The organism is Prevotellamassilia timonensis, assembly GCF_900106785.1.
Classification (GTDB): domain Bacteria; phylum Bacteroidota; class Bacteroidia; order Bacteroidales; family Bacteroidaceae; genus Alloprevotella; species Alloprevotella timonensis.
On record NZ_LT629830.1, the window covers coordinates 22,252 to 44,137 of the forward strand.

Genomic DNA, 21,886 nt, shown 5'->3' on the forward strand with positions numbered 1-21,886 from the left:
ATTATGATGCAATATTAAGTCACGCTCGGACACTATGCCATACCGCATGACTATGCAAAAATACAACTTTTTTCGGAGCTATGGGCTAACAGAACACAAAACAAACAAATACGCGCTGATAATACAAAATACAAATAAGAAAAAAGCAGTCACAACCAAAGTGTTGTAACTGCTTTGTAGCGCGAGACAGGATTGAACTGTCGACCTCATGATTATGAATCATGCGCTCTAACCATCTGAGCTATCGCGCCATAATTGGCTTGCGAGTGTCGTTGTTTCTCGTTTGCGAGTGCAAAGGTACAACAAATTTATAAACCTGCAAACTATTCAAGCACTTTTTTGAAATAATTTTTCAGCCACAACCTATACAACACGTACACAAAGCGCACTAAAGCTTTGATATTCAGCAACATGGGCAACACAACAAAAGGGAGCAAGAAACGGGCAAATAAAATAACATTTTCCACATTCCGACAAAAAAACGATGCCACACCCTACTCTGGAAATCGCGCCAAGACTACAAACATAAAAAGAATTGATACTAACTCCATTAAATAACAACTGAATTTTTACGACGCGGGACGGGGCTACTGTAAAATGCCCGACGCGAGACGCGTCGCCCCCATTAGTGCTTGCGTTTCTTCAAGCACAAAGCGCAACAACTAAGCGCTACCACCAAACGCTACCTCTAATGGGGGCGACGCGTCTCGCGTCGGAAAAATAAGAAGGAAAGATACTAACTCCATTAAATAACAACTGAATTTTTACGACGCGGGACGCGTCGCCCCCATTAGTGCTTGCGTTTCTTCAAGCACAAAGCACAACAACTAAACGCTATCACCAAACGCGTCGTCCCCATTAGAGGTAGCGCTTAGTGCTTGCGTTGTGTGCCTACTGATGAAGCCATTCTGCAAACAGACAACAAAAAGGAAAACAGCCAATGCAGAATCAAGAAAGCCGGGCAATGAACCTCATGTTCATTGCCCGGCTTATAATCTTATACGTAATTCAAGTAATAAAGCGTATTACTGAATACGGAAACGAACCGGAAGACGGAACCAAACTGGTACAGGGTGACCATTCTGCTTGGCCGGTACAAAGCGGTGGAGCTTGCGTACAACGTCAGCTGCAGCCTTATCACACTCACGTGAGAGCGACTTTTCAACCTTCACCGAACTTACCGAACCATCTACATCTACCTTGAAACGGAGTATTACAGTACCCTGCAATTCCTGTTCCTGAGCGATAGCCGGATAAACAACGTTCTTGTTTACGAACTGAATCAAAGCTGCCTCACCGCCAGGGTATGTAGCCTGCTGCTCAACGAGCGCATTATCCATAACCTCGGGTTCTTTAGGAGGTACAGTCGTACCACCGGCACGCTGGTTTTCCTTCAAATCGTCGATGTTGATACCGCTGTTGTCACCATTAGGGTTGACGTAGTCCTGAGCGGCAATGGCGAACTTATTCTTAGTTACCTCATCCTGAGTTTTGAGTTCCTTTGAGTGGTCCACCTTGTCATCTTCAACGATCTTAGGCACGGTGAATTGGATAGACGACTTTACGTTAACCTTTTCAACCGGCTTCTCGTATTCGAGTTCGGGTTCTTTTTTCTTAGGTTCTTCCTTCTTAGGTTCATCCTTCTTCAATTCCTGAAGTTCGGTAACCTCTTCAGAAGCCATATCCTTATTCTTGGCCAAAGCCTGCTCTACTGCCGATTTAGCGAGCAAAGCAGCAGCTACAGCCACAATAATGATAACGACGATAATAATTGCACGGAGTTGGAACTTGCCCTTGTTGGCGCGGTTACGATAAGCTCCGTACTCTTTGTTACGTCCTTCGAAGACCAAGTCACACCATTGTTTTGATGCTAAATCTATTTTAGACATAATTATTTGTTACTTAGCTTATTGTTATTACTGCGCAGTGCCGTTCTTGAGAGCCTCAATCTTGAGTCTGTCACCGTCTGCAAACTTATCAATCACATAACGACCAATGCTGCAAATCTGCATTTCGTCGAGTACCTGAATAAGGTTGTCGTAGGTTGCCTTGTCAGATGCCTTGATAATTACACTGGGTGTGTATTCGGCATTTTTGATTTTGTTGAGTTCTTCCTTGAACTGAGCTTTCTGCTTTTGTTCTTGTTGAACGTTTGAGGTAACCATACGAGCGTACTTGTCCTTCAATGCCTGTACAGCCTTTACAGCCTGCGGGTTGCTTTCGAGCAACACCTTGCGCAAGCCATTCTTGCCGTAAGTAGTGGCGAACAATTTACCTTCGTTGGGAATATCAGTACCACCATCAGGTTTACCCTTAAAGTAGTACAGCGTGTTATTCTCATCGATGAGGATAGTGATAGCCTTCGAAGCGGCCACCTGGCTCTGATTTTCTTCCTTTACATCTTCCTTGTCCGAAGGCATTGAAATCTCCATTGTCTGCGGTTTAAGGAGCGTAGTACAAAGCATGAAGAATGTCACGAGCAACATGATCATATCCACCATCGGCGTGAAGTCCACGCGCGAGCTCATTTTCTTTTGTTTACTTCCACCTAATTTTGCCATAACATTCAAATTTTAGTTATCCACGCCCTTGAGTGAGGTAATCAGGTTGTAACGATTTTCCTCAATCTCGCGCAGAGAATCCATAACTCTTTTAATTACAGCGTAGGAAGTAGACTTGTCAGCCTTAATTGCAATACGCATATTCTCGCCACACGCTTCACGTGCTGTGCTTACCCAGGTTTTCAGCTCATTGTTTACGCTGTCGCAAGGAATACCGGCCTCTTTGCTCTTGGTGAGCAGTTCATTTTTTTGGTCACCGCTGGCCAACCAACCTTTGATGGTGTTGAGCGGTGTACCGAATGTAGGAACCTGTGCAAATTCCTTCACTTCCTGCGGTGAAAGGCTCAACTTACCAGCCTCGTTCATCGCATCAGCGAGTTTTGTAAGGCCTTCGGGCGAGTCCATTGTCATGAACACCTTGCCGTTCTTCTCTACGAAGATGGTGAGCAAGTTGGTAGAAGGAATCTTGATTTCAGATACCGAACCAGGTGTTACCACCTTGATGGGTTCTTCCTTAACGAAAGTAGCAGTCAACATAAAGAAGGTAAGCAGCAGGACCATGACATCGCTCATCGGCGTCATGTCGATGAACGTATCTTGTTTTTTAATCTTAAAACGTCCCATGTCTTAAATACCTTTTTATGCGATTAGTGAGTTGCTGAGAATGTTTCTACGATAGTGAAACCGACTTCGTCGAGGCTGAAAGTCAAGCGGTCGATCTTGTTAGTGTAGTAGTTGTAAGCGATAACGGCGAGCGCACCAGTTGCGATACCAGAGGCAGTATTTACAAGGGCCTCAGAGATACCTACTGAAAGGGCTGAAGAGTCAGCACCACCTTCACCAGCACCCATGGCTGAGAATGACTTGATCATACCGAGCACAGTACCGAACAGACCCATCAAAGTACCGAGTGTTACGATAGTACCGATGATAGGAAGGTTTTCCTGCATCATAGGCATTTCGAGAGCTGTAGCTTCTTCGAGTTCCTTCTGGATTGAGAGCACCTTCTGTTCCTTTGTCAGTGTGTTGTTCTCTTCCATTTCCTTGTACTTGCGGAGTGTAGCGCCTACTACGTTGGCTACTGAACCACGCTGCTTGTCGCAGAGCTGCTGAGCCTTAACGAGGTCGTTCTGCTTGAGAGCTACCTTGATGTCAGCAACGAACTTGGTCAGGCTTGAACGGCCGTAAGCATTGCGGATAGCAAAGAAACGTTCGATGGCCAAAGCCACTACAGTTACGAACAAAGTCCAAATGATAGGTACAACGAAACCACCTTTGTATACAGTACCAAGAATACCAGCAGGTTCGTAAGTATTGTCTGAGAGTACAGAGAACATTGCGGGATCGTTGTCAGCACCCTTAAAGTTGCCAAGATAACCAGCACCGAAGAGGTAGAGACATACTGCGATGACTGCACATACGATGATTACGGCGAAACCAGACTTGATGCCGGTAAAGCCCTTTGATTGTTTGGGTGCACCCTTGGGTGCGCTAGCATTTGTAGTTGCCATTGTTGTAAAGATTAATTGTTTGTAGAAATTTTAGTTGTTTGTTTTCAGTTGATTTGCCATACCTATATAGCATACGGCACTTTATTTCGGGGCAAAGATAACACATAAAAAGCAAATACGACTTTTCCATGTCACTTTTTTGCGGTTAATTTTGTGTTATAAAGCATATCACACAAAATGACGGTGATAACGGGCATTTGTGCGAGTCTGCCAACGTGTCAAGGAATGGTTACCATCGTGGCGCCATAGCCGTACTCCCGAAACGAGGCATCTTGGTAGCGGCATTGCTTGTAGTGTGTGCGCAATTCTTTAATCAGCGCATTGCGCAGCACGCCCTCTCCCTTGCCGTGTATAAACACGATGCGGCGTCCATGCTCCTTGGCATGTTCGTCAAGGGTGTCGCGAAACACCTTTATTTGGTAGTCCAGTATATCCTTTGGCTCGAGTCCCACCATGGTGTCGAGCAGCTCGGTAGCATGCAAGTCTACCTCCACCACGGCATTGCGATCTTGTTTCTGGCGGGCACGTTTTTCGGCACCGCTCACCTTGTGCTCCTCGGGGTGCAGTTGTTCCTCGGGCGACTGCATGGCTTCACGCAACTCTTCGGCATCAACAAACATGGCACGTGCCGGACGGTCGTCCTTTATGACGTCGTACGCCAAAGCAGGGGTATTGAAGAACATGGTGGACTGGAAGGCATGGAGCTTGTAAAACTTTGTGCCATCTATGCGCAGATTAACGCTGTACGCCGGTTTGGGCATAAATGCCTTGTCGCGCTTAAAAGCCAAGGTCTGTATGGTCACGCGCTCCCACTCTTCTAAGCGGTTACGCTGAAACTCTTCGAGCAACACCTTGGTGTTGGGCGCAATTTCACCCTCATGGCGCACCGTTACAGCTTTGCCTTCGTAGGTGAGCAATATATAATGTATAAAGTAATTGCAATCGTTCACCAAGTAGGCTTCAAACGGGGTGTCGCTCACCTGTTTGATATTTTGGGGCACAAAGGCCAGACAAAGGTTCAATTCGTTGGCCCCTCTCCTCTCCTGCCCCATGGGGCGGTAAGTAAGTTCCTTGTCGGCCACATCGGTTTCCTCCTCTTCTTCATCGTCGTCCGTCACGGCCAAGGCATTCTTTACCGAGGTTGGTGCGGGTTTGTCGGCCTCGTCCTTTTTCTTTTTCTGCTGTGCTGCCACCACCTTGGCTATGTTATAGTCGTTTGTTTCGACAGCCACCACCTCGGTTACGAGGGTGGGAATTTCAAAGCCATCAGCATCGGCCACCAGCACAACGTCCTTGCTCTGGAAACCTGTCACCGTGCCGCCTCCCACATCATTCAGAAAGCGGACTTTGTCTCCTATCTTTACCATTGTTTACTACTTTTTCATTTCAACAATATGCGTGGCGGGCAGTTCCTTGTTACGTTTTTCGGTTTCTGCCACCACAGCCTCGGCCAAATTGCGGAAGGCCAACGCCGTCATGGTGTCATCTTTCACTGCTGCGGGCTCGCCCTCGTCGCCACTTTCACAAATGCTTTGCACAATGGGTATTTGTCCCAACAGGGGCACCTGCATCTCCTCGGCCAAGCGTTTCACGCCTTCCTTGCCAAACAGGTAGTACTTGTTGTCGGGCAGTTCGGCGGGTGTAAACCATGCCATGTTTTCCACCAAACCGAGTATGGGCACATTCACCTTGTCGTTGCGGTACATGTCAATACCCTTGCGTGCATCAGCCAAGGCCACAGCCTGTGGGGTTGACACAATCACGGCACCGGTTATGGCCAAATTCTGCAACAAAGTGAGGTGTATATCTGACGTTCCTGGAGGGGTGTCGAGCACGAAGTAGTCGAGCTCGCCCCAGTCGGCATCTGCTATGAGCTGCTTCAGGGCATTCGATGCCATGCCGCCGCGCCATAATGTGGCGGTGTCGGGATTGACAAAGAAACCGATACTCAATATTTTCACCCCGTACTTCATGGCGGGAATGAGTACTTGTCGCCCATCTTTCATTTCGGCAAAGATATTTTCGGCCTCCATGTGGAACATTTTGGGCACCGACGGGCCGAATATATCGGCATCGAGCAAACCAACCTTATAGCCGAGTTTGGCCAACGCCACTGCCAGGTTGGCAGCCACTGTGCTCTTGCCCACACCGCCCTTGCCTGAGCTTACGGCAATCACGTTCTTCACCTGCGGCAACATTTTGCCGGGTTCGGGACGTGCGGCTTGCGTGGTTTTGGTTTTGATTTCCACCTCCACGTCTTTATCAACATAGGTATGGATTGCCGCTTCGGCAGACTTGAGCACCGACTTCATGAAGGGGTCGGTTGACTTTTCAAATATAATTGAAAATGACACGTGCATGCCGTCTATACGGAGGTCGTCCTCCACCATGCCGGCTTCAATCAGATTTTTGCCATTGCCCGGATAGCGCACTTGCGCCAGGGCGTCTGTTATGAGTTTTGGATATAATTGCATTGAGGTTTATGAGGTTATGAGTTTTGAGGTTATAAGGTTATGAGGTTTTAGTTCTGAGTTTTGAGGTTATAAGGTTACCGAGGTTTGTCGAGCTCTCAAAGGTTACTTTATAACCTCATAACCTCAGAACTCAGAACCCTACTTGCTCGTAGTCAGCCCCGAGCGTTTGCTGCGGTTATAACTACGGTAATCGTCTAATTCTATCTCCACATCAGGCTCCACGAGTTCGCCCTGCTGTGGCAACTGGAATTTGAGATATTTGATGGTCAGCCCACGGGCAATCCACTGCTGCTCGTAATAAGTTTGTATGCCCAATATCTGTTTCACCTCCTCGTCCTGCTCTGCAGCCAGGGTGTGATACAAATCATCGGTTTTGAAGTCGACAGGCAATTTGTTCGCCTCCACCATATAGTTGGTGTAAGTAAAAAGGAAATTGCTGTCTGTCTTGAGATGTATCAAACCATTGTCCTGCAAAAAGCGGCGGTAACGCGCCATGAAATAGGTTGAGGTCAGACGCTTGGTCACCTTCTTCATTTGCGGGTCAGAAAAGGTGAGCCATATTTCGGCCACCTCGCCAGGGGCAAAAAAGCGGTCGATAAACTCAATGTGTGTGCGCAAAAATGCCACATTGCTCATGCCAGCCTCAAGCGATTCGGTGGCTCCGGTCCACATACGCGCACCCTTGATGTCGACGCCTATAAAGTTCTTATCAGGAAACAGACGTCCAAGGCCCACGGTATACTCACCACGGCCGCAACCAAGCTCGAGCACTATCGGGTTGTCGTTTTTGAAAAAATCGGCGTGCCAACGCCCGCGCATGGCAAATGGTGTGTCATTGGTTGCCACATCGGCTGCCTGAAACACGTGCGGGTAGCGCTCCATGTCGGCAAATTTTGCGAGTTTATTCTTGCTCATTATTGAGTATTTGCTTTACATCGGTTTCTACTTGCTGCAATTTGTCATTGCACATTTTTATAAGTTGCTGCGCTTCGGCCAGTTGTGCCGTCAGTTGGTCAAGCTCGAGCGTATTCTGCTCAAAGCCCTGCACAATGGTCTCCAACCGCTGCATGGCTTGTTCGTAGGTCAATTTCTTTTGGGGCATAAGTGCATATATAATATCATTCTTGAAGTTTCGGATTTAGTTTCGCACGGTCTCTAAAAGTCGCTGCGAAAAACGCAAGCACTAATGGGGGCGACGCGTCCCGCGTCGGGATAGAGACAGGAGTTAAATACGAACGTTACTACCGCTAATAATAGCTGCATATTTTCCCGACGCGAGACGCGTCGCCCCCATTAGAGGTAGCGTTCGGCGCTTTTGGCCTTTTATTGACATCATCGGCTGCGGCTCAGCAAATCAAGCAATCCTGATTGCATTCGCCTTGCACGGTGATTCAGGCCGTACCCGTCTAAATCCGAAATTTGTGTATAATTCTACTTACTGATTGGGCAAGAGAGCGGGGGACTGAATCATCGTGCAAGGCGAATGCCACCAATGACCCTTTTGTCCACCACTTCACTCCACCACACTCTTGGCTTGGCCTGTCTGGAAGCGTGTCAGCAATTCGTCACCCGGCTTCAGTGTAGCGGCATCGCGCACGGTTTTGCCGTTATGGGTGGTGATACTAAATCCCATGGCCAGTATGCGGTCGGGAGCAGCCAGCTTGATGCTGCGTTGCAGCATGTCATGACGGTGGTGTGCCTGAAGCAACACGCGGTCTACGGCATTGCGCAGGCGCTGCGGATATCTGTCGAGCGCCCCCTGTTGTTGCTGCAATCTGCTCTGAATCAAGAGTTCGAGTTTGGCACCCAACTTCAGCACACATTCGCGCTGGCGGCTCACATAGCGTGACGATGCCAGCTCGAAGCGATGCGACACACTGTCAAAGCGCTGCCGGCGCCAGGCCACCTGCTGCATGGCCGCATAATTGGCACGTTGTGCAAGGAGCGTGAGCCGTTGGCCATCACGCTGCAAGCGCTGTTGCACGGCCTGCAACAATCGATCCTGCAAAGCTTTGAGCATGGCCAGTTCGTTGCCGCGGCGCTCTATCAGGAAGGCTGCCACTGCCGTAGGGGTTTTAAGGCGGGTGTGGGCCACGAGGTCGATGATGGTGTCGTCGCGCTCATGCCCGATGCCCGTCAGCACAGGCAGGGGGAATTGTGCCACGTTGGCAGCCAGCATGTAAGTGTCAAACCCATTCAAGTCGGTTGTGGCACCGCCGCCACGTATAATCACCACCACGTCCCACTCACTGGCCTGTGCCGCTATGCGGTCGAGCGCCGCTATCACGCTCTGTTCTACGCGGTCGCCCTGCATGATGGCCGGAAAGAGTTCGACTGTGAAATCGTAGCCGCTCTGCTGCAACTGGTTGCAAAAGTCGCCGTAGCCCGCCGCCGTGGCACTTGACACCACGGCCACTCGGCTGATTACACGCGGCAGGGGGAGTTCCTTGTTAAGGTTCATCACGCCATCGGACTCGAGCTGACGGATTATTTCCTTGCGGCGTGCAGCCAAGTCGCCCATAGTGTAGGTTGGGTCAACATCTATCACGTTGAGCGAAAAGCCATACAGTTCATGAAACTCTGGCACGACACAGGCCATCACCTTGATGCCGGCATCGAGCCGCTGACCTGTGGCACGCTCGAAGTGTGACGTTATCATCACATAATTTTGCCGCCAGATGTTGGCACGCGCCTTGGCCACGAGCGACCCGCTGGCTTCGTCCTTTTGCACGAACTCCATGTAGCAATGTCCATTCGATGCCACGCGCAATTCGCTTATTTCGGCCACTACCCAATAGCAGTCGGCCATGGTTTGGCGCAGTGTGGCACGCACGCGGCTGTTGAGTTCAAACAGCGTGATGGCACGCGGCTTGGCTTGCTGCGGTTCGTGTCCAAAATCCTGATATGTGGGTGCAAATGGGTCTATCATAGAGCAAAGTTACGAATAATAAGTAGGTGTTCAAAATTATTTTTACATTGAAAGTGCATTATCGGGGCGCAGATGTTCCCTTCGGGTGAGAGAGCATAGCGGGCTATGTGACTGAGGCCGAAGGGAACAGATGCGCCTCGAGAATGTGCTTTCAATGTGAAAATGGCACCTACTGATTGTATAAAATAATTTTGAACACCTACTTATACGAATGTGCAAGGTGCTTTTGCAGCCCCTCACGCCCTGGCACTATTTTTTACGACAAATACCTCATACCTTTGCCGCAGCAAACAGCTTGCACACTGCACGCCAATGTACTACACAAAAGGCAAAGAGTCTTTTCTTGCATCTTACACTTTTTAGTCCTTTCACCTTGATTACCAATGAATTACGCAGTGTAAGATAATCTCAAAACATCTTACACTATCTTACACTGCATCTTACACTATCCTACACCACATCTTACACCCACATTTGTCACTCTATAAATACGTCATCGGGCGACGGACACGCAGCAACGGCCATACGGAATGCGGGCATAGGGGGAGCGGAAAGTATGATGCTCCGACAGATTTTTCTGCCTCCCGTTGGTGTGCTGCCGCTCTCGCGCAACGCATTTTCCCATCTGCATGGCATTTGGTGTGCAAGCGGTGTGTAAGATGTTTTTTTATTATCCTACACTGCATAACAAATTAGTTATCAGATACTTACACACGTTTTGTGTAAGATGGCAGATTATCTGTCACAAACAAAAATATGGAGGTGGAGGAATCTTTGACAGCAATTATTGCAGCCTGGTGAAACGTAAACATGCGAACGGACTCAAGCACCAAGCGCTACCACAAAACGCAAGCACAAAACGCAAGCACAAAACGCTACCTCTAATGGGGGCGACGCGTCTCGCGTCGGGGAAAAGATGCAACTTTTATTTAGTAGAGGTCGTACTTTTTCCTTTCATTACCCCGACGCGAGACGCGTCGCCCCCATTAGAGCTTGCGTTTAGTGCTTGCGTTTAGTGGTAGCATTTAGTGCTTGCGTTTTGTGGTAGCGTTTTGTGCTTGCGTTTGATGCTTGCCTTTGATGGTTGCGCTTGGCGGTAGCCTTGGGTGCCTAACTCCGTTCGCATGTCTACGTTTTACCGGGCAACAACAGACAACAATAAACGGTAATAGAGACGATGGGGGCAAAACTGCCAATCATCGACTCTATTACCGTTGATACAAACTTTTTGAGTACCTACTAAATCAGCGGCATGCCGAGTTCGCGACATTCCTTACGCATGCTTTCGGGCCAAATGCTGGCCTGGATTTCGCCAATGTGTGCCTTGTGCAGCAATACCATGCACAAACGGCTCTGACCAATACCGCCACCTATTGACAGAGGCAATTCGTCGTTGAGCAAACGCTGGTGGAAATACAACTTTTCGCGTTCCTCCTCACCCTCAATTTCGAGTTGACGCAACAGGGCGGCCTTGTCCACACGCACACCCATTGACGAGAGCTCAAATGAACGTTCAAGCACGGGGTACCATATCAGTATGTCACCATTGAGTCCGGCATAACCATCTTCAGACACGGTAGACCAGTCGTCGTAGTCCGGGGCACGTCCGTCGTGCTTTTTACCATCTGACAGTTTACCACCAATGCCTATCACAAACACTGCGCCATACTTTTTGCAAATAGCGTCCTCACGTTCCTTGGGTGTCATGTCGGGATACATCTGCAGCAAATCCTCGCTGTGCACGAAGTGTATCTTTTGGGGTAAGAATGGTTTGATGCTGTCGTAAGTTTCGCACACCAAATATTCGGTGCGACGAATGGCGGCATAGATGCGCTCTACCACGTCCTTTAAGAAGGCGATGGTGCGGTCCTCCTTGTTGATGACGGCCTCCCAGTCCCATTGGTCAACATAGAGCGAGTGCAGATTGTCAAGCTCCTCATCGGCACGTATGGCGTTCATGTCGGTATAAATGCCGTGTCCTGTGGGAATTTTGTAGTCGGCAAGCGTAAGTCTCTTCCACTTGGCAAGCGAGTGCACCACCTCGGCCTTACGGTCGCCAAGGTCTTTGATGGGAAACGTCACCGGACGCTCAATGCCGTTCAAATCGTCGTTGATGCCAAGGCCCTGCATCACAAACAAGGGGGCGGTGACACGACGCAAACGCAATTCGGTTGACAAGTTTTGCTGAAAAAAGTCCTTTATGAGTTTGATGCCTTGCTCGGTTTTGTGCATATCGAGAAGGGCTTTGTAGTTTTTGGGGTGTATGAGCTGACTCATTTCTTATTATATAATGTATTGGTTGCATAGGAATATGTGCACCCGGCATGCCGCAATGCACTATTTGGTAGCGCAAATGTACGAAATAATTTCTATACGATAAATATTTTGCGCGATACTTTACGTTTTGTGATGTTATATGACATATTTTGTAACATATAGTTACATCAAACACTGTTATTCGGGTTCTCATGTCACATTGAGGGCATACTTGTCTTGATGCAACACTTTTGCGGAATTGTGTAACGACTGGCATCACAATAGTGCCTACCTTTGCACCATAAACCGACACAAACATAATAACATGTACAGACTGACCAAACGACATACACTGCCAATGCTGGCCCTGTCGACAAGCATTGCAGTTCAGGCACAAGATGTGCTTAACGATTCGATAGCCCCCACCCCCGAACGTGAGCTCAGCCAGGCTCAAGTGACGGGAAAGCGCAAAAGCGTGTCGCGCATGAGCGGTGCCGAAAATGGCTTTACACTGTCGCGCACAGAACTGTTCAAGGCTGCTTGCTGCAATCTGGGCGAGAGTTTTACCACCAACCCTTCGGTGGACGTGAGTTACAGCGATGCCGCCACTGGGGCCAAACAAATAAAGTTGCTCGGACTGGCTGGCAGCTATGTGCAAATGCTGAGCGAGAACATTCCCGACTTCAGAGGAGCCGCTGTGCCTTACGCTTTGGGCTACGTTCCGGGACCTTGGATGCAGAGCATACAGGTGTCGAAGGGCAGCGCCTCGGTAAAGAACGGCTATGAGAGCATTACGGGACAGATTAACGTGGAATATAAAAAACCGCAATCCGACCCCTCGATGGAGGTTAACCTGTATGGCGACACCAAGAGCCGCATTGAGGCTAACTTTGGCGGCAATGTGCATTTTAAGCAAAAGAAACTCAGCACGGGCGTGCTGGCGCACTATGAGAATAACTTTGGTCACCACGACGAAAACCACGACGGCTTTCTTGACAAGCCGAATGTGCGTCAAGGCAACTTGATGAACCGTTGGGCATGGGTGGGCGACCGCTACATTTTTCAAGCTGCCGTGGGCGGCCTTAACGAAAAGCGCGAAGGGGGCCAAACCAAGCACGCAGCACACGAGGGCAGCGAACGCTACGGCATTGACATGGAGACGACACGCCTCACTGCTTTTGCCAAGAATGCCTTTATTATAAACAAAGCGCATGGCACCAACCTGGCGCTGATACTTTCGGGCAGTTACCACGATGCCGACGCCACATACGGACACCGCACCTATGATGTGCGGCAAAAGAATGGCTATGCCTCGCTGCTGTTTGAAACGGACTTTACCGAAGCACACAAGCTGTCGGCCGGATTGAGCCTCAACCACGACTACTACAACCAGCACTACCGCCTGACGCATAACACGGAACTGGCACCGCAACGGCTTGACGAACATGAGACGACACCGGGTGCCTATGCGCAATACACCTTTACACCTAACGAGCAATGGGTGGTGATGGGCGGTATGCGTGTGGATCACAGCTCGATGTACGGCACCTTTGTCACACCCCGTTTTCACATTAAGTACGCCCCCAACCACGTGCTCAGTCTGCGGTTGTCGGCGGGCAAGGGGTACCGCACCATTCACGCCTTGGGCGAATTCAACTATCTGCTGGCAAGCAACCGCCAACTGGTTGTGGGCCATCTGAAGCAAGAGGCGGCATGGAACTATGGTGCGAGCCTCAACTTGAAGGTGCCTGTGGGCGGACACATTCTCGACCTCAGCGCCGAGTACTACTACACGCACTTTGACGAACAGGTGGTGGTTGACTACGATACCGATGTGCAGCACATCTATCTGCATAACCTTGACGGGCACCGCAGCTACTCACACACCATGCAGGTGGAGGCTACCTATACGCTGCTGCGCAACCTGACACTGACTGCGGCCTACCGCTACAACCTGGTGCGCCAGTACACTGGCGGCCAAGTGCAGGAGAAGCCTTTTACCAACCGCTACAAGGGACTGCTCACCGTATCGTACAAAACGCCGCTCGAACTGTGGCAGTTTGACGTGACGGCGCAGCTCAACGGCGGCGGCCGCCTGCTGGCCAATGGTGTGGAGGGGGCGACGACCTCTTTCCCGGCTTATGCCAGCTTGAATGCGCAGATTACGCGCTGGTTCCGCCACTTCAGCATTTATGTGGGTGGCGAAAACCTTACTAACTACAAGCAGCGCAACCCCATTTTACACGCCGAACACCCGTGGAGCGACAAGTTTGACGCCACACAGGTGTGGGGACCGGTGCATGGTGCCATGGCTTACGCCGGTGTGAGAATAAATTATTAACTCGTCAACCCAATAACCAAGACTTTCATCAACGCAATATATATAAGTACATTATGTCTGTTATCACCCAAACATATCCCGTAAAGGGCATGAGCTGTGCCTCGTGCTCGGCACACGTTGACAAAGCACTGCGCTCGGTGGCGGGCGTAGCCGAGGTCAATGTCAGTCTGGCCATGAATGTGGCCAAAGTTACTTACGACAATGCGCAATGCACACCCACCGACCTGCAACAGGCGGTTGAACGCATGGGGTTTGAACTGGTGGTGGAGGAGGCCGAAACCGAGGGCGGTGGCGGCGAAAACAGTTGTCGGACGGCAGGCACACAGGCTGTGGACAAAGCCGCCGAAGCCGAAATGAGCAAACTGCAGCAAACCAAGCGTTTGGCCTATGGCGCTGTGCTGACGGCCGTTCCGCTACTGGTGCTGAGTTTGATGCCTGGTTTGTTCAGCGGACAAGAGGTGGCACTGTTCTTCCTTGCAAGTTTCTCGCTTTGGAAGTTCGGACGGGCTTTCTATGCCCCAGCATGGCGGTTGCTTAAACATGGCACATCGAACATGGACACCTTGGTGGCGCTGAGCATTACCGTGTCATACGTGTACAGTTTCTTCAATCTGTTTTTTCCACAATGGTTTACAGCACACGGCATGAAGCCTCACCTCTACTTTGACAGTGTGGGGGTTATTACGGCTTTCATTCTGCTTGGACGTATGCTCGAGGCACGTGCCAAACACAGCACGACCAATGCCATACGCAAGCTGATGGGACTCCAACCCAAACAGGTTATTACCATTATGCCCAACGGCACTGAGCGCACCAAAAGCATTGGCGATGTGAAGCCCGGCGATGTGCTGATGGCACGTCCCGGTGAGCGCATTGCTGTGGACGGCGTGGTGACGGAAGGCACTTCGACTGTGGACGAAAGCATGCTGAGCGGCGAACCGACACCTGTGGGCAAAACGCTTGGCGAACGTGTCATGGCAGGCACCATCAACAAGAATGGCACTTTGCGCTACCGCGCCGAAAAGGCTGCCACCGACACATTGCTTGCTCACATTGTGCGCATGGTGCAGAATGCTCAAAACAGCAAGGTGCCCGTGCAGGCGCTGGTCGACCGCATTGCGGCGATGTTTGTGCCTGCCATCATTGGCATTGCACTACTTAGTCTGGCGGCATGGCTGGTGTTGTCGCCCGACAATGGGCTGACGCATGGTTTGATAGCCATGGTGTCGGTATTGGTCATAGCTTGTCCGTGCTCGTTGGGACTTGCCACACCTACTGCCATCATTGTGGGCATGGGACGAGGGGCCAACAATGGCATTTTAATTAAGGACGCCACTTGCCTTGAAACGGCCCGCCGCATCGACTGCGTGCTGCTCGACAAAACAGGCACCCTCACCATAGGGCACCCCGAGGTGGTGGACACTCATTTTGCACAAGACAACGGGAGATTGGCGGCCGTGCTATGCGCATTGGAGCACCGGTCTGAACACCCTTTGGCCGAGGCCATTTGCCAACATTTCAAAGGGGCGGAGCCGCTGGAGGTGACCCACTTTGCGGCTCTGCCGGGCAACGGCATTGAAGGAGTGGTTGGCAGCCAACATTTTTTAATAGGCAGCACAACGCTGATGCAGGACAAAAAGCGTATCTTTACCACCGCACAACGCAATGTGATTGACAGTTGGCTGCACAAGGCTTATACCATTGTGGCCATGGCCGATGAACAGCATGTGGTGGCGCTGGTGGCCCTGAATGATGAGCTTAAAAGCACATCGGCCAAGGCTGTGAGCGAACTAAAGGCTTTGGGCATAAGCACATACATGCTCACTGGCGACAACGAAGCCACCGCCGCTGCTGTAGCCGCCCAAGTGGGGGCCGACCATTACGTGGCGCGTATGCTGCCTGCCGACAAGGCTGACTTTGTGAAAGGCTTGCAAACTGCCGGACACCAGGTGGCCATGGTGGGCGATGGCATTAACGATAGTGCTGCCCTGGCACAGGCCGACTTGAGTGTGGCTATGGGACGAGGCAGCGACATTGCCATCGACACAGCTATGATGACGCTGCTCACATCGGACCTCATGCGTCTGCCCCAGGCTATCAGACTGTCGAACCGCACGGTGCGCACCATCAAGGAGAATTTGTTTTGGGCTTTCTTCTACAACGTTGTAAGCGTGCCCATTGCTGCCGGGGTGCTATACCCTTTGTGCGGTTTCATGCTCAACCCCATGATTGCCGGCGCGGCCATGGCTCTGAGCAGTGTGAGCGTGGTGGCGAACTCTCTGCGTAGCGGCATGGGAAAACTATAATGCGGCTTAGGAACCCGTCGATGCCCAATCGACACATCTGAATTGATTACAAACCTTTAATACACAACTGGACAATGAAGAAGTTTTTGACCTTTATCATGATGCTGGTTGTCAGCACTTCGCTGGCTCTGGCCAAGGACATCGAAACGGTGGTATTCACCACTCAGCCCCAAATGCACTGCAGCAACTGCGAGGCCAAGATAAAGAAGGCTTTGCGCTTTGAGAAAGGCGTGAAAGATATTGTGACCAATGTGCCACGTCAAATGGTGACGGTAAAATATGACGAAGACAAAACAACCGTGGCCAAACTCATCAAGGCGCTTGAGAAGATTGGCTACTACGTGCGAGTTGTGGCTGCATCAGACGATGATGTGCGCTGCAAATACAACGTGAAATGCAACAAACAGCCTACCTGCAACAAGAACAAGCGGTGCGGCAAAAGCAAATGCGGCAAGGCCAAGGGCTGCGGCAAGGCTAAGAGCTGCGACAAGGCTAAGAGCTGCTGCGGCAAATAGCATTGGCTGATTATATTTATTGACACCAGAGGCCCTCACACTGCACAATTTATATTGTCAGTGTGAGGGCCTCTGCTTCAATGTCAGCAGTTTGCTGTTATTTGACCATTCTGATGACTACTTGTATTGCCAATGTGCTTATCACATATATTGCCACGATTGAAGCCAACACTGCCAACATAAACAAGGGCGTAGAGGGTATGACGTCGGCCAAATGGCGGATATAGGCATAGTATTCCTTACGCACCAATATGTTTTGATGCACCAAATAAGCTGCAAAACTACCGCTTGCCAACCAGTTGACGAGGCGGCTTTGCAATCTGACACGTGAAAAGAATAACAACATGGCACCTGCGGCAACAATGGTGATGGGATTGGTGTAGGCTACCACAAAGGGTACAAACGCACCCATAAACGTTTGGCTCATCATACCTGCGCCCCACCCTACCAGGCCCATTGTGCCCATTAGCACAACATACAGAACCATGAAACGCCAACGGGGCCAATGCTGCAACCGCGCCGCACCATACAGGCGCAAATAGCGGCCTAACAGATAGAGGCCTACAAATGACACGGCCGAATAACCCTTTTGCAAATCGGCAAACACAAAGGAGCAAGGTATCGTTATGACATAGAACACCAATAAGAAACGGCGCAGCGCGGCCTCATCGCTCTTTTCGACAAAGGCATTAAGCATTGGCGTAAGGAGGTAAAGCACTAAATAACTGCACACAAACCAATAGCTCCATATAGGACGTACATAGCCCATCACGCCAGCTGGCTGCGGCAAACCGGCCAACCATACATACAGGGTAAGCACAATGGTGACGTACACAGGCTGTATGGCCAGGCGCATAGCCCCCTTTGTGCGGAATGTGGTGCCGAACCAACCCGTTATCAGCACAAATATGTTGACACACGCCACGGTGTACACTTCGGTCATGGTCAGCCCGAGCCAACGCAGGGGCTCTGCCTGAAGCCATACCGTACGCGGATAGCCAAACGAGGCATAACCGGTGTGCAGCACCATCACCATGAGCATGGCCACTATGCGCAACAGTTCCATGTTAGACTGACGCGCCAAACGTATTTCACTCATTTCCTTATCGCGTCAAGCTATGCTTATCAGTTCTACGTCAAATATCAATGTCGAATTGCCCGGTATGTCGCCATCGGTGCGGCTACCATAAGCCAGTTGCGAGGGTATGTATATGGTCCAGCGGTCGCCGGGGCGCATCTGGCTCAGTGCAATTTGCCAGCCATCAATCACCTCGTACAGGCGGAAGGCGGCGGGAATGCCGTCGCGACGCGAATCATCGAACACACGTCCGTTTATCAGCCGACCGGTATAATGCACGCACACCACGCTGCGCAGGTCGGGGCGGCGCCCTTGGGGATTGCCGCTCTTTTGTATTTCGTAAAGCACGCCCTTAGGCAGTTCGTGCACGCCCTCTTGTTGCTTTTTGTCAACCAAGAAAGCCTCGTTCTTCAGTTTATAGTCAGTCTTCTTACTCATAATAATGTGATTGTTATGGCTGCAAAGTTACGCAATGTTTCATCAACACTCGTCCTCCATGCGGTCAATGTAACTTTCATGCTCTGCAAAGTTACGCAATGTTTCATCAACACACCATAATTACCACAAACAAAAGGCGCAACCAACTTGCCATATCCGGCAAATGGTTGCGCCATAAGTAGGTGTTCGAAAATGCTATTAGAAACGTCCGCCTGGACCGCCCATCGGGCGCATGGGCATGCCACCGGGGCCACGCATATCGGGCGGGCCCGGACGGTCGGTCTTGTCATCGCCCTTCTTGCTGCTGCCACCGGGGAAGATGTTCAGCTTGTAGATGAAGTGCACCATGAAGTATGAGTTGATGGCGTTGTTCCACGAGTCGGTGCGCTGTGTGGCACTAATCATGCGGCTCACGTTGCTCTGCTTCTGCAATATATCGTAGAACTGAATGCTCAATGTGGCAGCCTTGTTCTTGAGGAACGACTGGGCTATTTGTGCATTCCACAGCAGTTCGTTGGTGTTCATCGAGGCATCAGAGTAGCCACGGCGTGAACTCATGCGAATATCGGTTGAAAAGCTCAACCCAAAGCTGAGGTTGACATTGGCATTGGCACCATAAGCAAAGTTCCAAGTGTCCATATTGGCATTTTGCTGCACCGAGGCACGTGCATGTTGATAGTTGAGTTTGCCAAGCAAGCCCACATCGAACCAGGTTGAACGGTATGAGAGGTTGAGGTTTTCGTCCACGCCAAGCGTTTTGGTCGTGTTCTTTTGCGAGGCAGCCTGCTCAAACACCTTGCTGTATCCCTCATAGGTCTGCTCCGTCACAATCAGGTCATTCGGTTTGGTGCTGACATAACCCACCGCATTCTGATAGCTCACACTTGTAAAAGTGTTGATGTTGAACAACTTTTGCTTGCCGATGGCCGAATTGAACATAAACATGCCACGGCCGTCCCAGTTGCCACTGATGTTTTCGGGTCGGAAATAGCTCACACCGGTCTTGGCATCATACACCATACGGTTGGAGATAGAGTTCTTTGTCTGCGTGGCATCTACGCCCACCATCATGCCTTGCTGGCGGTCGGCATTATAGCCATTGTAATTGATGCGCAGCGAATTGTTCCACGATGGTTTCAAACCCGGGTTACCCATCGATATGCTCAAGGGGTTGGAGTTGTCAACCACAGCCAGCAGGTCGGTCATTGAGGGTTGTGATGACGAGCCGCGGTAACGTATTTCCAAGCGGTTGGTTTTTGAAAAGTTGTAGCGCAAGCGCACCGACGGCGACACATTGAACACGTTGCGGGCCACCACCGTGTCAACCTGGCTCGGACGGTTATAGGCCATTTTGGTATGCTCCGGATTAAAGTCTACACCGGCATTAAAGCGCACCGCACTTGAGTTGTAACGTATGCCGAGGGTGGCTGTGTGGTCGGTGTATTTGTAGGTAGCATACTGCGAGTTGTTTTCGTCGCGCACTTTGTTCAGTATCTCGTCCGAAGTGGGCAGCGAGCCAAGTGACGGGCGCACACTTTCGTCAGTACTGCCAAAGCTGGCATCGTAGTCGCTCAACCCGGGGAAATCTGTTGTGTTCAACTCGTTCAAGTTGTAGCGCGAGCGGTCGCTCTTGTTATATTTGTAGCTAAACTGATAGCGGGCCTCGGCAAACCAATTCTTGCCCAAAGGCTCCACATAGCCCAAGCGTGCGCTCACGTTGTAGTTGCGCCCAGGGGTTGTGCTGTACTGGTTAAGATAGCTGTTGGTCTGGCCAGACGCCGGATTGTATGCAATGTTTGAAATAGCGTACGAATGGCTCTCGCTCTTGGTATAACCGCCACTGGCACGCAACGACACGTTACGTCCGTTGCTCGACAAACGGCGCACGAGGTTCAAGTTGGCGCTGACATTGTGCGACTTGCTGTCACCCATCGACAGGCGTTTGTTGGTATTGACCATGATGGCCGCCAGTTCGGGATTGCGCTCGGCATAGTTACTGGCAAAGATGCTGTCGAGCGGGCTCACCATGCCATCAAGGTCGTAGGGGTTGCTGTTGAAAGTGGCCGAGCGCGAACTACCGCTGTTGCGCGACTCCGAGTAGCTGTAACTGGGTCGGAAATTGATGTTGGTCATCGAGTCGGGGCTCCACTCCAAGCGCAAACGGCTCATCACGCTGGTGCTGTGCGAACCGCTGAAACTGCTGCTGTTGCCAAACGACGAATTGCTGCCCGATGTAAGGAACGTTTCAGAGTTTGTTGTGCTCAGCGCATCGGTACCCGTGTGGCTGTAAAGGGCAAATCCGCCCAGTTCCAAGCGACCGGCCTCACGCTTTTTTTTGCCATTCTCCCACGAGAAGTCGACACCAACGCGCTTGGTGGCCGTCAAACCACCGCCACCGCCGCCAAAGCCACGCGGACCGCCAAAGCCCATGTCGTTGGTATTATTGAGCGAAGCAAAGGTTGACACACGCGTCTTGTCGGTAAAGCGGGTACCAAAGAAACGGGTTGAATAGCGGTCATGATTGCCGTATGCCACGTCCAAGTTCGACACCCACGACTCGTTCAGTTCGCGTTTGGTAGAGATGTCCAACACGGTTGTCTCCTCACCGTCGTCTATGCCAGTTTGTTCGGTGTAATCACTCTTTTTGTCATAAGCCTTGATTTTGCTCACCAATTCGGTGGGCAGGTTCTTCATGGCAGTTTTGGTATCGCCCTTGAAGAAGTCCTTGCCATTTATCAAGAACTCCTGCACGGTTTTACCGTTCCACTTTATGGTGCCATCGTCGCTCACCTCCACACCCGGCAACTGCTTGACGAGCGACTCGAGCGTTGAGCCTGCGGGCACACGATAGGCCGAAGCCGAGAACATGGTCGTGTCGCCCTTTTGTTCCACGCGTGACGCGGTGGCGGTTACAGTAGCCGAGCCCAGCACCTTGTCGTTCGATGTCAGAAGCAGCGTGCCCAGCCCCACAGAGTCGGCCTCAGCCGTCAGTTCCACATTACGCGTAAGGGGCTTAAAACCCACATACGACAATTTTACGATGTACTTGCCAGCCTCTTTAGGCTCAAAGCGGAACATGCCGTTCTCGTCGGTGGTGGCAGCCGTTACAGCTGTACTGTCTGAGCGCAGTAGCACCGCGGTGGCAAAGTCGACAGCATTCTTCGATTTTGACTCAACTGCCGTACCTGTCACAACATAGCGTTGTGCCATCGCCCCAGCGGCCATCACAAACGATAGCATGAAGAGTAATAACTTGTGTTTCATATAAGTGTGTTGTATTGTTTTATTGCAATGTTAGCAGCAGGCGTTCGCCCGTCCCATTCGGCGCGCCACAATGAGCGGCACACGTAATTGAGATGCAAAGTTGGTACAAAGGTTTAACACAATCGTATTATAATACCTTAAAAATCGACGAAACCACTCATTCTGTCGACGAAAGCGTGCCCCACACTTGCGCATTACGACAAATGTCATTAC

Annotated in this window: 16 protein-coding genes and 1 tRNA gene; 3 read left to right on the top strand and 14 right to left on the bottom strand. The window is 50.7% G+C overall.

All coding sequences use genetic code 11. The annotated features are described in order from the left end of the window. Positions 1–177: 177 nt before the first annotated feature. The 11 genes from BQ5453_RS00105 to asnA form a co-directional block, all read right to left on the bottom strand. Positions 178–251 (bottom strand) — tRNA-Met (locus BQ5453_RS00105). Between the two features lie 774 nt (positions 252–1,025). Continuing rightward, positions 1,026–1,889: an energy transducer TonB gene (locus BQ5453_RS00110; protein ID WP_022101347.1), complete on the bottom strand. Its 864-nt coding sequence runs from the start codon at positions 1,887–1,889 to the stop codon at positions 1,026–1,028. A 27-nt stretch (positions 1,890–1,916) separates the two neighbouring features. Beyond that, entirely contained in the window at positions 1,917–2,561 is a 645-nt protein-coding gene (locus BQ5453_RS00115; RefSeq protein WP_022101348.1) for an ExbD/TolR family protein, read from the bottom strand. A 12-nt stretch (positions 2,562–2,573) separates the two neighbouring features. Beyond that, on the bottom strand, positions 2,574–3,185 hold the full coding sequence (locus tag BQ5453_RS00120) for an ExbD/TolR family protein (RefSeq protein WP_022101349.1): 612 nt from the start codon (positions 3,183–3,185) through the stop codon (positions 2,574–2,576). A 23-nt stretch (positions 3,186–3,208) separates the two neighbouring features. Continuing rightward, positions 3,209–4,072, bottom strand: coding sequence for a MotA/TolQ/ExbB proton channel family protein (locus BQ5453_RS00125; RefSeq protein ID WP_022101350.1), 864 nt, complete (start codon positions 4,070–4,072; stop codon positions 3,209–3,211). A 218-nt stretch (positions 4,073–4,290) separates the two neighbouring features. Then, positions 4,291–5,439: a DUF2027 domain-containing protein gene (locus tag BQ5453_RS00130; protein WP_071121626.1), complete on the bottom strand. Its 1,149-nt coding sequence runs from the start codon at positions 5,437–5,439 to the stop codon at positions 4,291–4,293. A 6-nt stretch (positions 5,440–5,445) separates the two neighbouring features. Then, positions 5,446–6,546 carry an Mrp/NBP35 family ATP-binding protein gene (locus tag BQ5453_RS00135; RefSeq protein WP_071121627.1) on the bottom strand — a complete coding sequence of 367 codons (1,101 nt, stop codon included), beginning with the start codon at positions 6,544–6,546 and terminating at the stop codon, positions 5,446–5,448. A 138-nt stretch (positions 6,547–6,684) separates the two neighbouring features. Next, a complete protein-coding gene (gene trmB / locus BQ5453_RS00140) occupies positions 6,685–7,461 on the bottom strand; it encodes a tRNA (guanosine(46)-N7)-methyltransferase TrmB (protein WP_022101354.1) in 777 nt (258 codons plus the stop codon). Further along, positions 7,448–7,648 (bottom strand): exodeoxyribonuclease VII small subunit, encoded by a 201-nt coding sequence (xseB, locus tag BQ5453_RS00145; protein WP_022101355.1) that lies wholly within the window; start codon positions 7,646–7,648, stop codon positions 7,448–7,450. The genes trmB and xseB overlap by 14 nt, the downstream gene beginning before the upstream one ends. Before the next feature lie 411 nt (positions 7,649–8,059). Further along, positions 8,060–9,475, bottom strand: coding sequence for an exodeoxyribonuclease VII large subunit (gene xseA, locus BQ5453_RS00150; protein WP_074027628.1), 1,416 nt, complete (start codon positions 9,473–9,475; stop codon positions 8,060–8,062). A 1,239-nt stretch (positions 9,476–10,714) separates the two neighbouring features. Further along, on the bottom strand, positions 10,715–11,752 hold the full coding sequence (asnA, locus tag BQ5453_RS00155; RefSeq protein ID WP_071121628.1) for an aspartate--ammonia ligase: 1,038 nt from the start codon (positions 11,750–11,752) through the stop codon (positions 10,715–10,717). Positions 11,753–12,056: 304 nt separating this feature from the next. Between asnA and BQ5453_RS00160 the strand changes: the two genes are divergently transcribed. The 3 genes from BQ5453_RS00160 (at position 12,057) to BQ5453_RS00170 (ending at position 16,893) form a co-directional block, all read left to right on the top strand. Further along, positions 12,057–14,072 (top strand): TonB-dependent receptor plug domain-containing protein, encoded by a 2,016-nt coding sequence (locus tag BQ5453_RS00160; protein WP_161942387.1) that lies wholly within the window; start codon positions 12,057–12,059, stop codon positions 14,070–14,072. 53 nt (positions 14,073–14,125) lie between these two features. Continuing rightward, positions 14,126–16,378 carry a heavy metal translocating P-type ATPase gene (locus BQ5453_RS00165; protein WP_071121629.1) on the top strand — a complete coding sequence of 751 codons (2,253 nt, stop codon included), beginning with the start codon at positions 14,126–14,128 and terminating at the stop codon, positions 16,376–16,378. A 74-nt stretch (positions 16,379–16,452) separates the two neighbouring features. Then, positions 16,453–16,893 carry a heavy-metal-associated domain-containing protein gene (locus BQ5453_RS00170; protein ID WP_071121630.1) on the top strand — a complete coding sequence of 147 codons (441 nt, stop codon included), beginning with the start codon at positions 16,453–16,455 and terminating at the stop codon, positions 16,891–16,893. A 97-nt stretch (positions 16,894–16,990) separates the two neighbouring features. Here the strand turns inward: BQ5453_RS00170 and BQ5453_RS00175 are convergent, their stop codons facing one another. From BQ5453_RS00175 to BQ5453_RS00190, 3 genes are all read right to left on the bottom strand, one after another. Beyond that, complete coding sequence (locus BQ5453_RS00175; protein WP_071121631.1) at positions 16,991–17,992, bottom strand: acyltransferase family protein; 1,002 nt, start codon at positions 17,990–17,992, stop codon at positions 16,991–16,993. Between the two features lie 12 nt (positions 17,993–18,004). Next, on the bottom strand, positions 18,005–18,409 hold the full coding sequence (locus BQ5453_RS00180; RefSeq protein ID WP_022103244.1) for a BamJ family beta-barrel-assembly machinery protein: 405 nt from the start codon (positions 18,407–18,409) through the stop codon (positions 18,005–18,007). Between the two features lie 198 nt (positions 18,410–18,607). Beyond that, positions 18,608–21,673: an outer membrane beta-barrel protein gene (locus BQ5453_RS00190; protein ID WP_071121633.1), complete on the bottom strand. Its 3,066-nt coding sequence runs from the start codon at positions 21,671–21,673 to the stop codon at positions 18,608–18,610. Positions 21,674–21,886: the final 213 nt, after the last annotated feature.

Coding starts and splice junctions, on each gene's coding strand:
- BQ5453_RS00135 (WP_071121627.1), bottom strand. CDS start 6,546: ATGCAATTATATCCAAAACTCATAACAGACGCCCTGGCGCAAGTGCGC.
- BQ5453_RS00175 (WP_071121631.1), bottom strand. CDS start 17,992: ATGAGTGAAATACGTTTGGCGCGTCAGTCTAACATGGAACTGTTGCGC.
- BQ5453_RS00190 (WP_071121633.1), bottom strand. CDS start 21,673: ATGAAACACAAGTTATTACTCTTCATGCTATCGTTTGTGATGGCCGCT.
- BQ5453_RS00125 (WP_022101350.1), bottom strand. CDS start 4,072: ATGGCAACTACAAATGCTAGCGCACCCAAGGGTGCACCCAAACAATCA.
- asnA (WP_071121628.1), bottom strand. CDS start 11,752: ATGAGTCAGCTCATACACCCCAAAAACTACAAAGCCCTTCTCGATATG.
- BQ5453_RS00115 (WP_022101348.1), bottom strand. CDS start 2,561: ATGGCAAAATTAGGTGGAAGTAAACAAAAGAAAATGAGCTCGCGCGTG.
- BQ5453_RS00165 (WP_071121629.1), top strand. CDS start 14,126: ATGTCTGTTATCACCCAAACATATCCCGTAAAGGGCATGAGCTGTGCC.
- BQ5453_RS00120 (WP_022101349.1), bottom strand. CDS start 3,185: ATGGGACGTTTTAAGATTAAAAAACAAGATACGTTCATCGACATGACG.
- trmB (WP_022101354.1), bottom strand. CDS start 7,461: ATGAGCAAGAATAAACTCGCAAAATTTGCCGACATGGAGCGCTACCCG.
- BQ5453_RS00110 (WP_022101347.1), bottom strand. CDS start 1,889: ATGTCTAAAATAGATTTAGCATCAAAACAATGGTGTGACTTGGTCTTC.
- BQ5453_RS00130 (WP_071121626.1), bottom strand. CDS start 5,439: ATGGTAAAGATAGGAGACAAAGTCCGCTTTCTGAATGATGTGGGAGGC.
- xseB (WP_022101355.1), bottom strand. CDS start 7,648: ATGCCCCAAAAGAAATTGACCTACGAACAAGCCATGCAGCGGTTGGAG.
- BQ5453_RS00170 (WP_071121630.1), top strand. CDS start 16,453: ATGAAGAAGTTTTTGACCTTTATCATGATGCTGGTTGTCAGCACTTCG.
- BQ5453_RS00160 (WP_161942387.1), top strand. CDS start 12,057: ATGTACAGACTGACCAAACGACATACACTGCCAATGCTGGCCCTGTCG.
- BQ5453_RS00180 (WP_022103244.1), bottom strand. CDS start 18,409: ATGAGTAAGAAGACTGACTATAAACTGAAGAACGAGGCTTTCTTGGTT.
- xseA (WP_074027628.1), bottom strand. CDS start 9,475: ATGATAGACCCATTTGCACCCACATATCAGGATTTTGGACACGAACCG.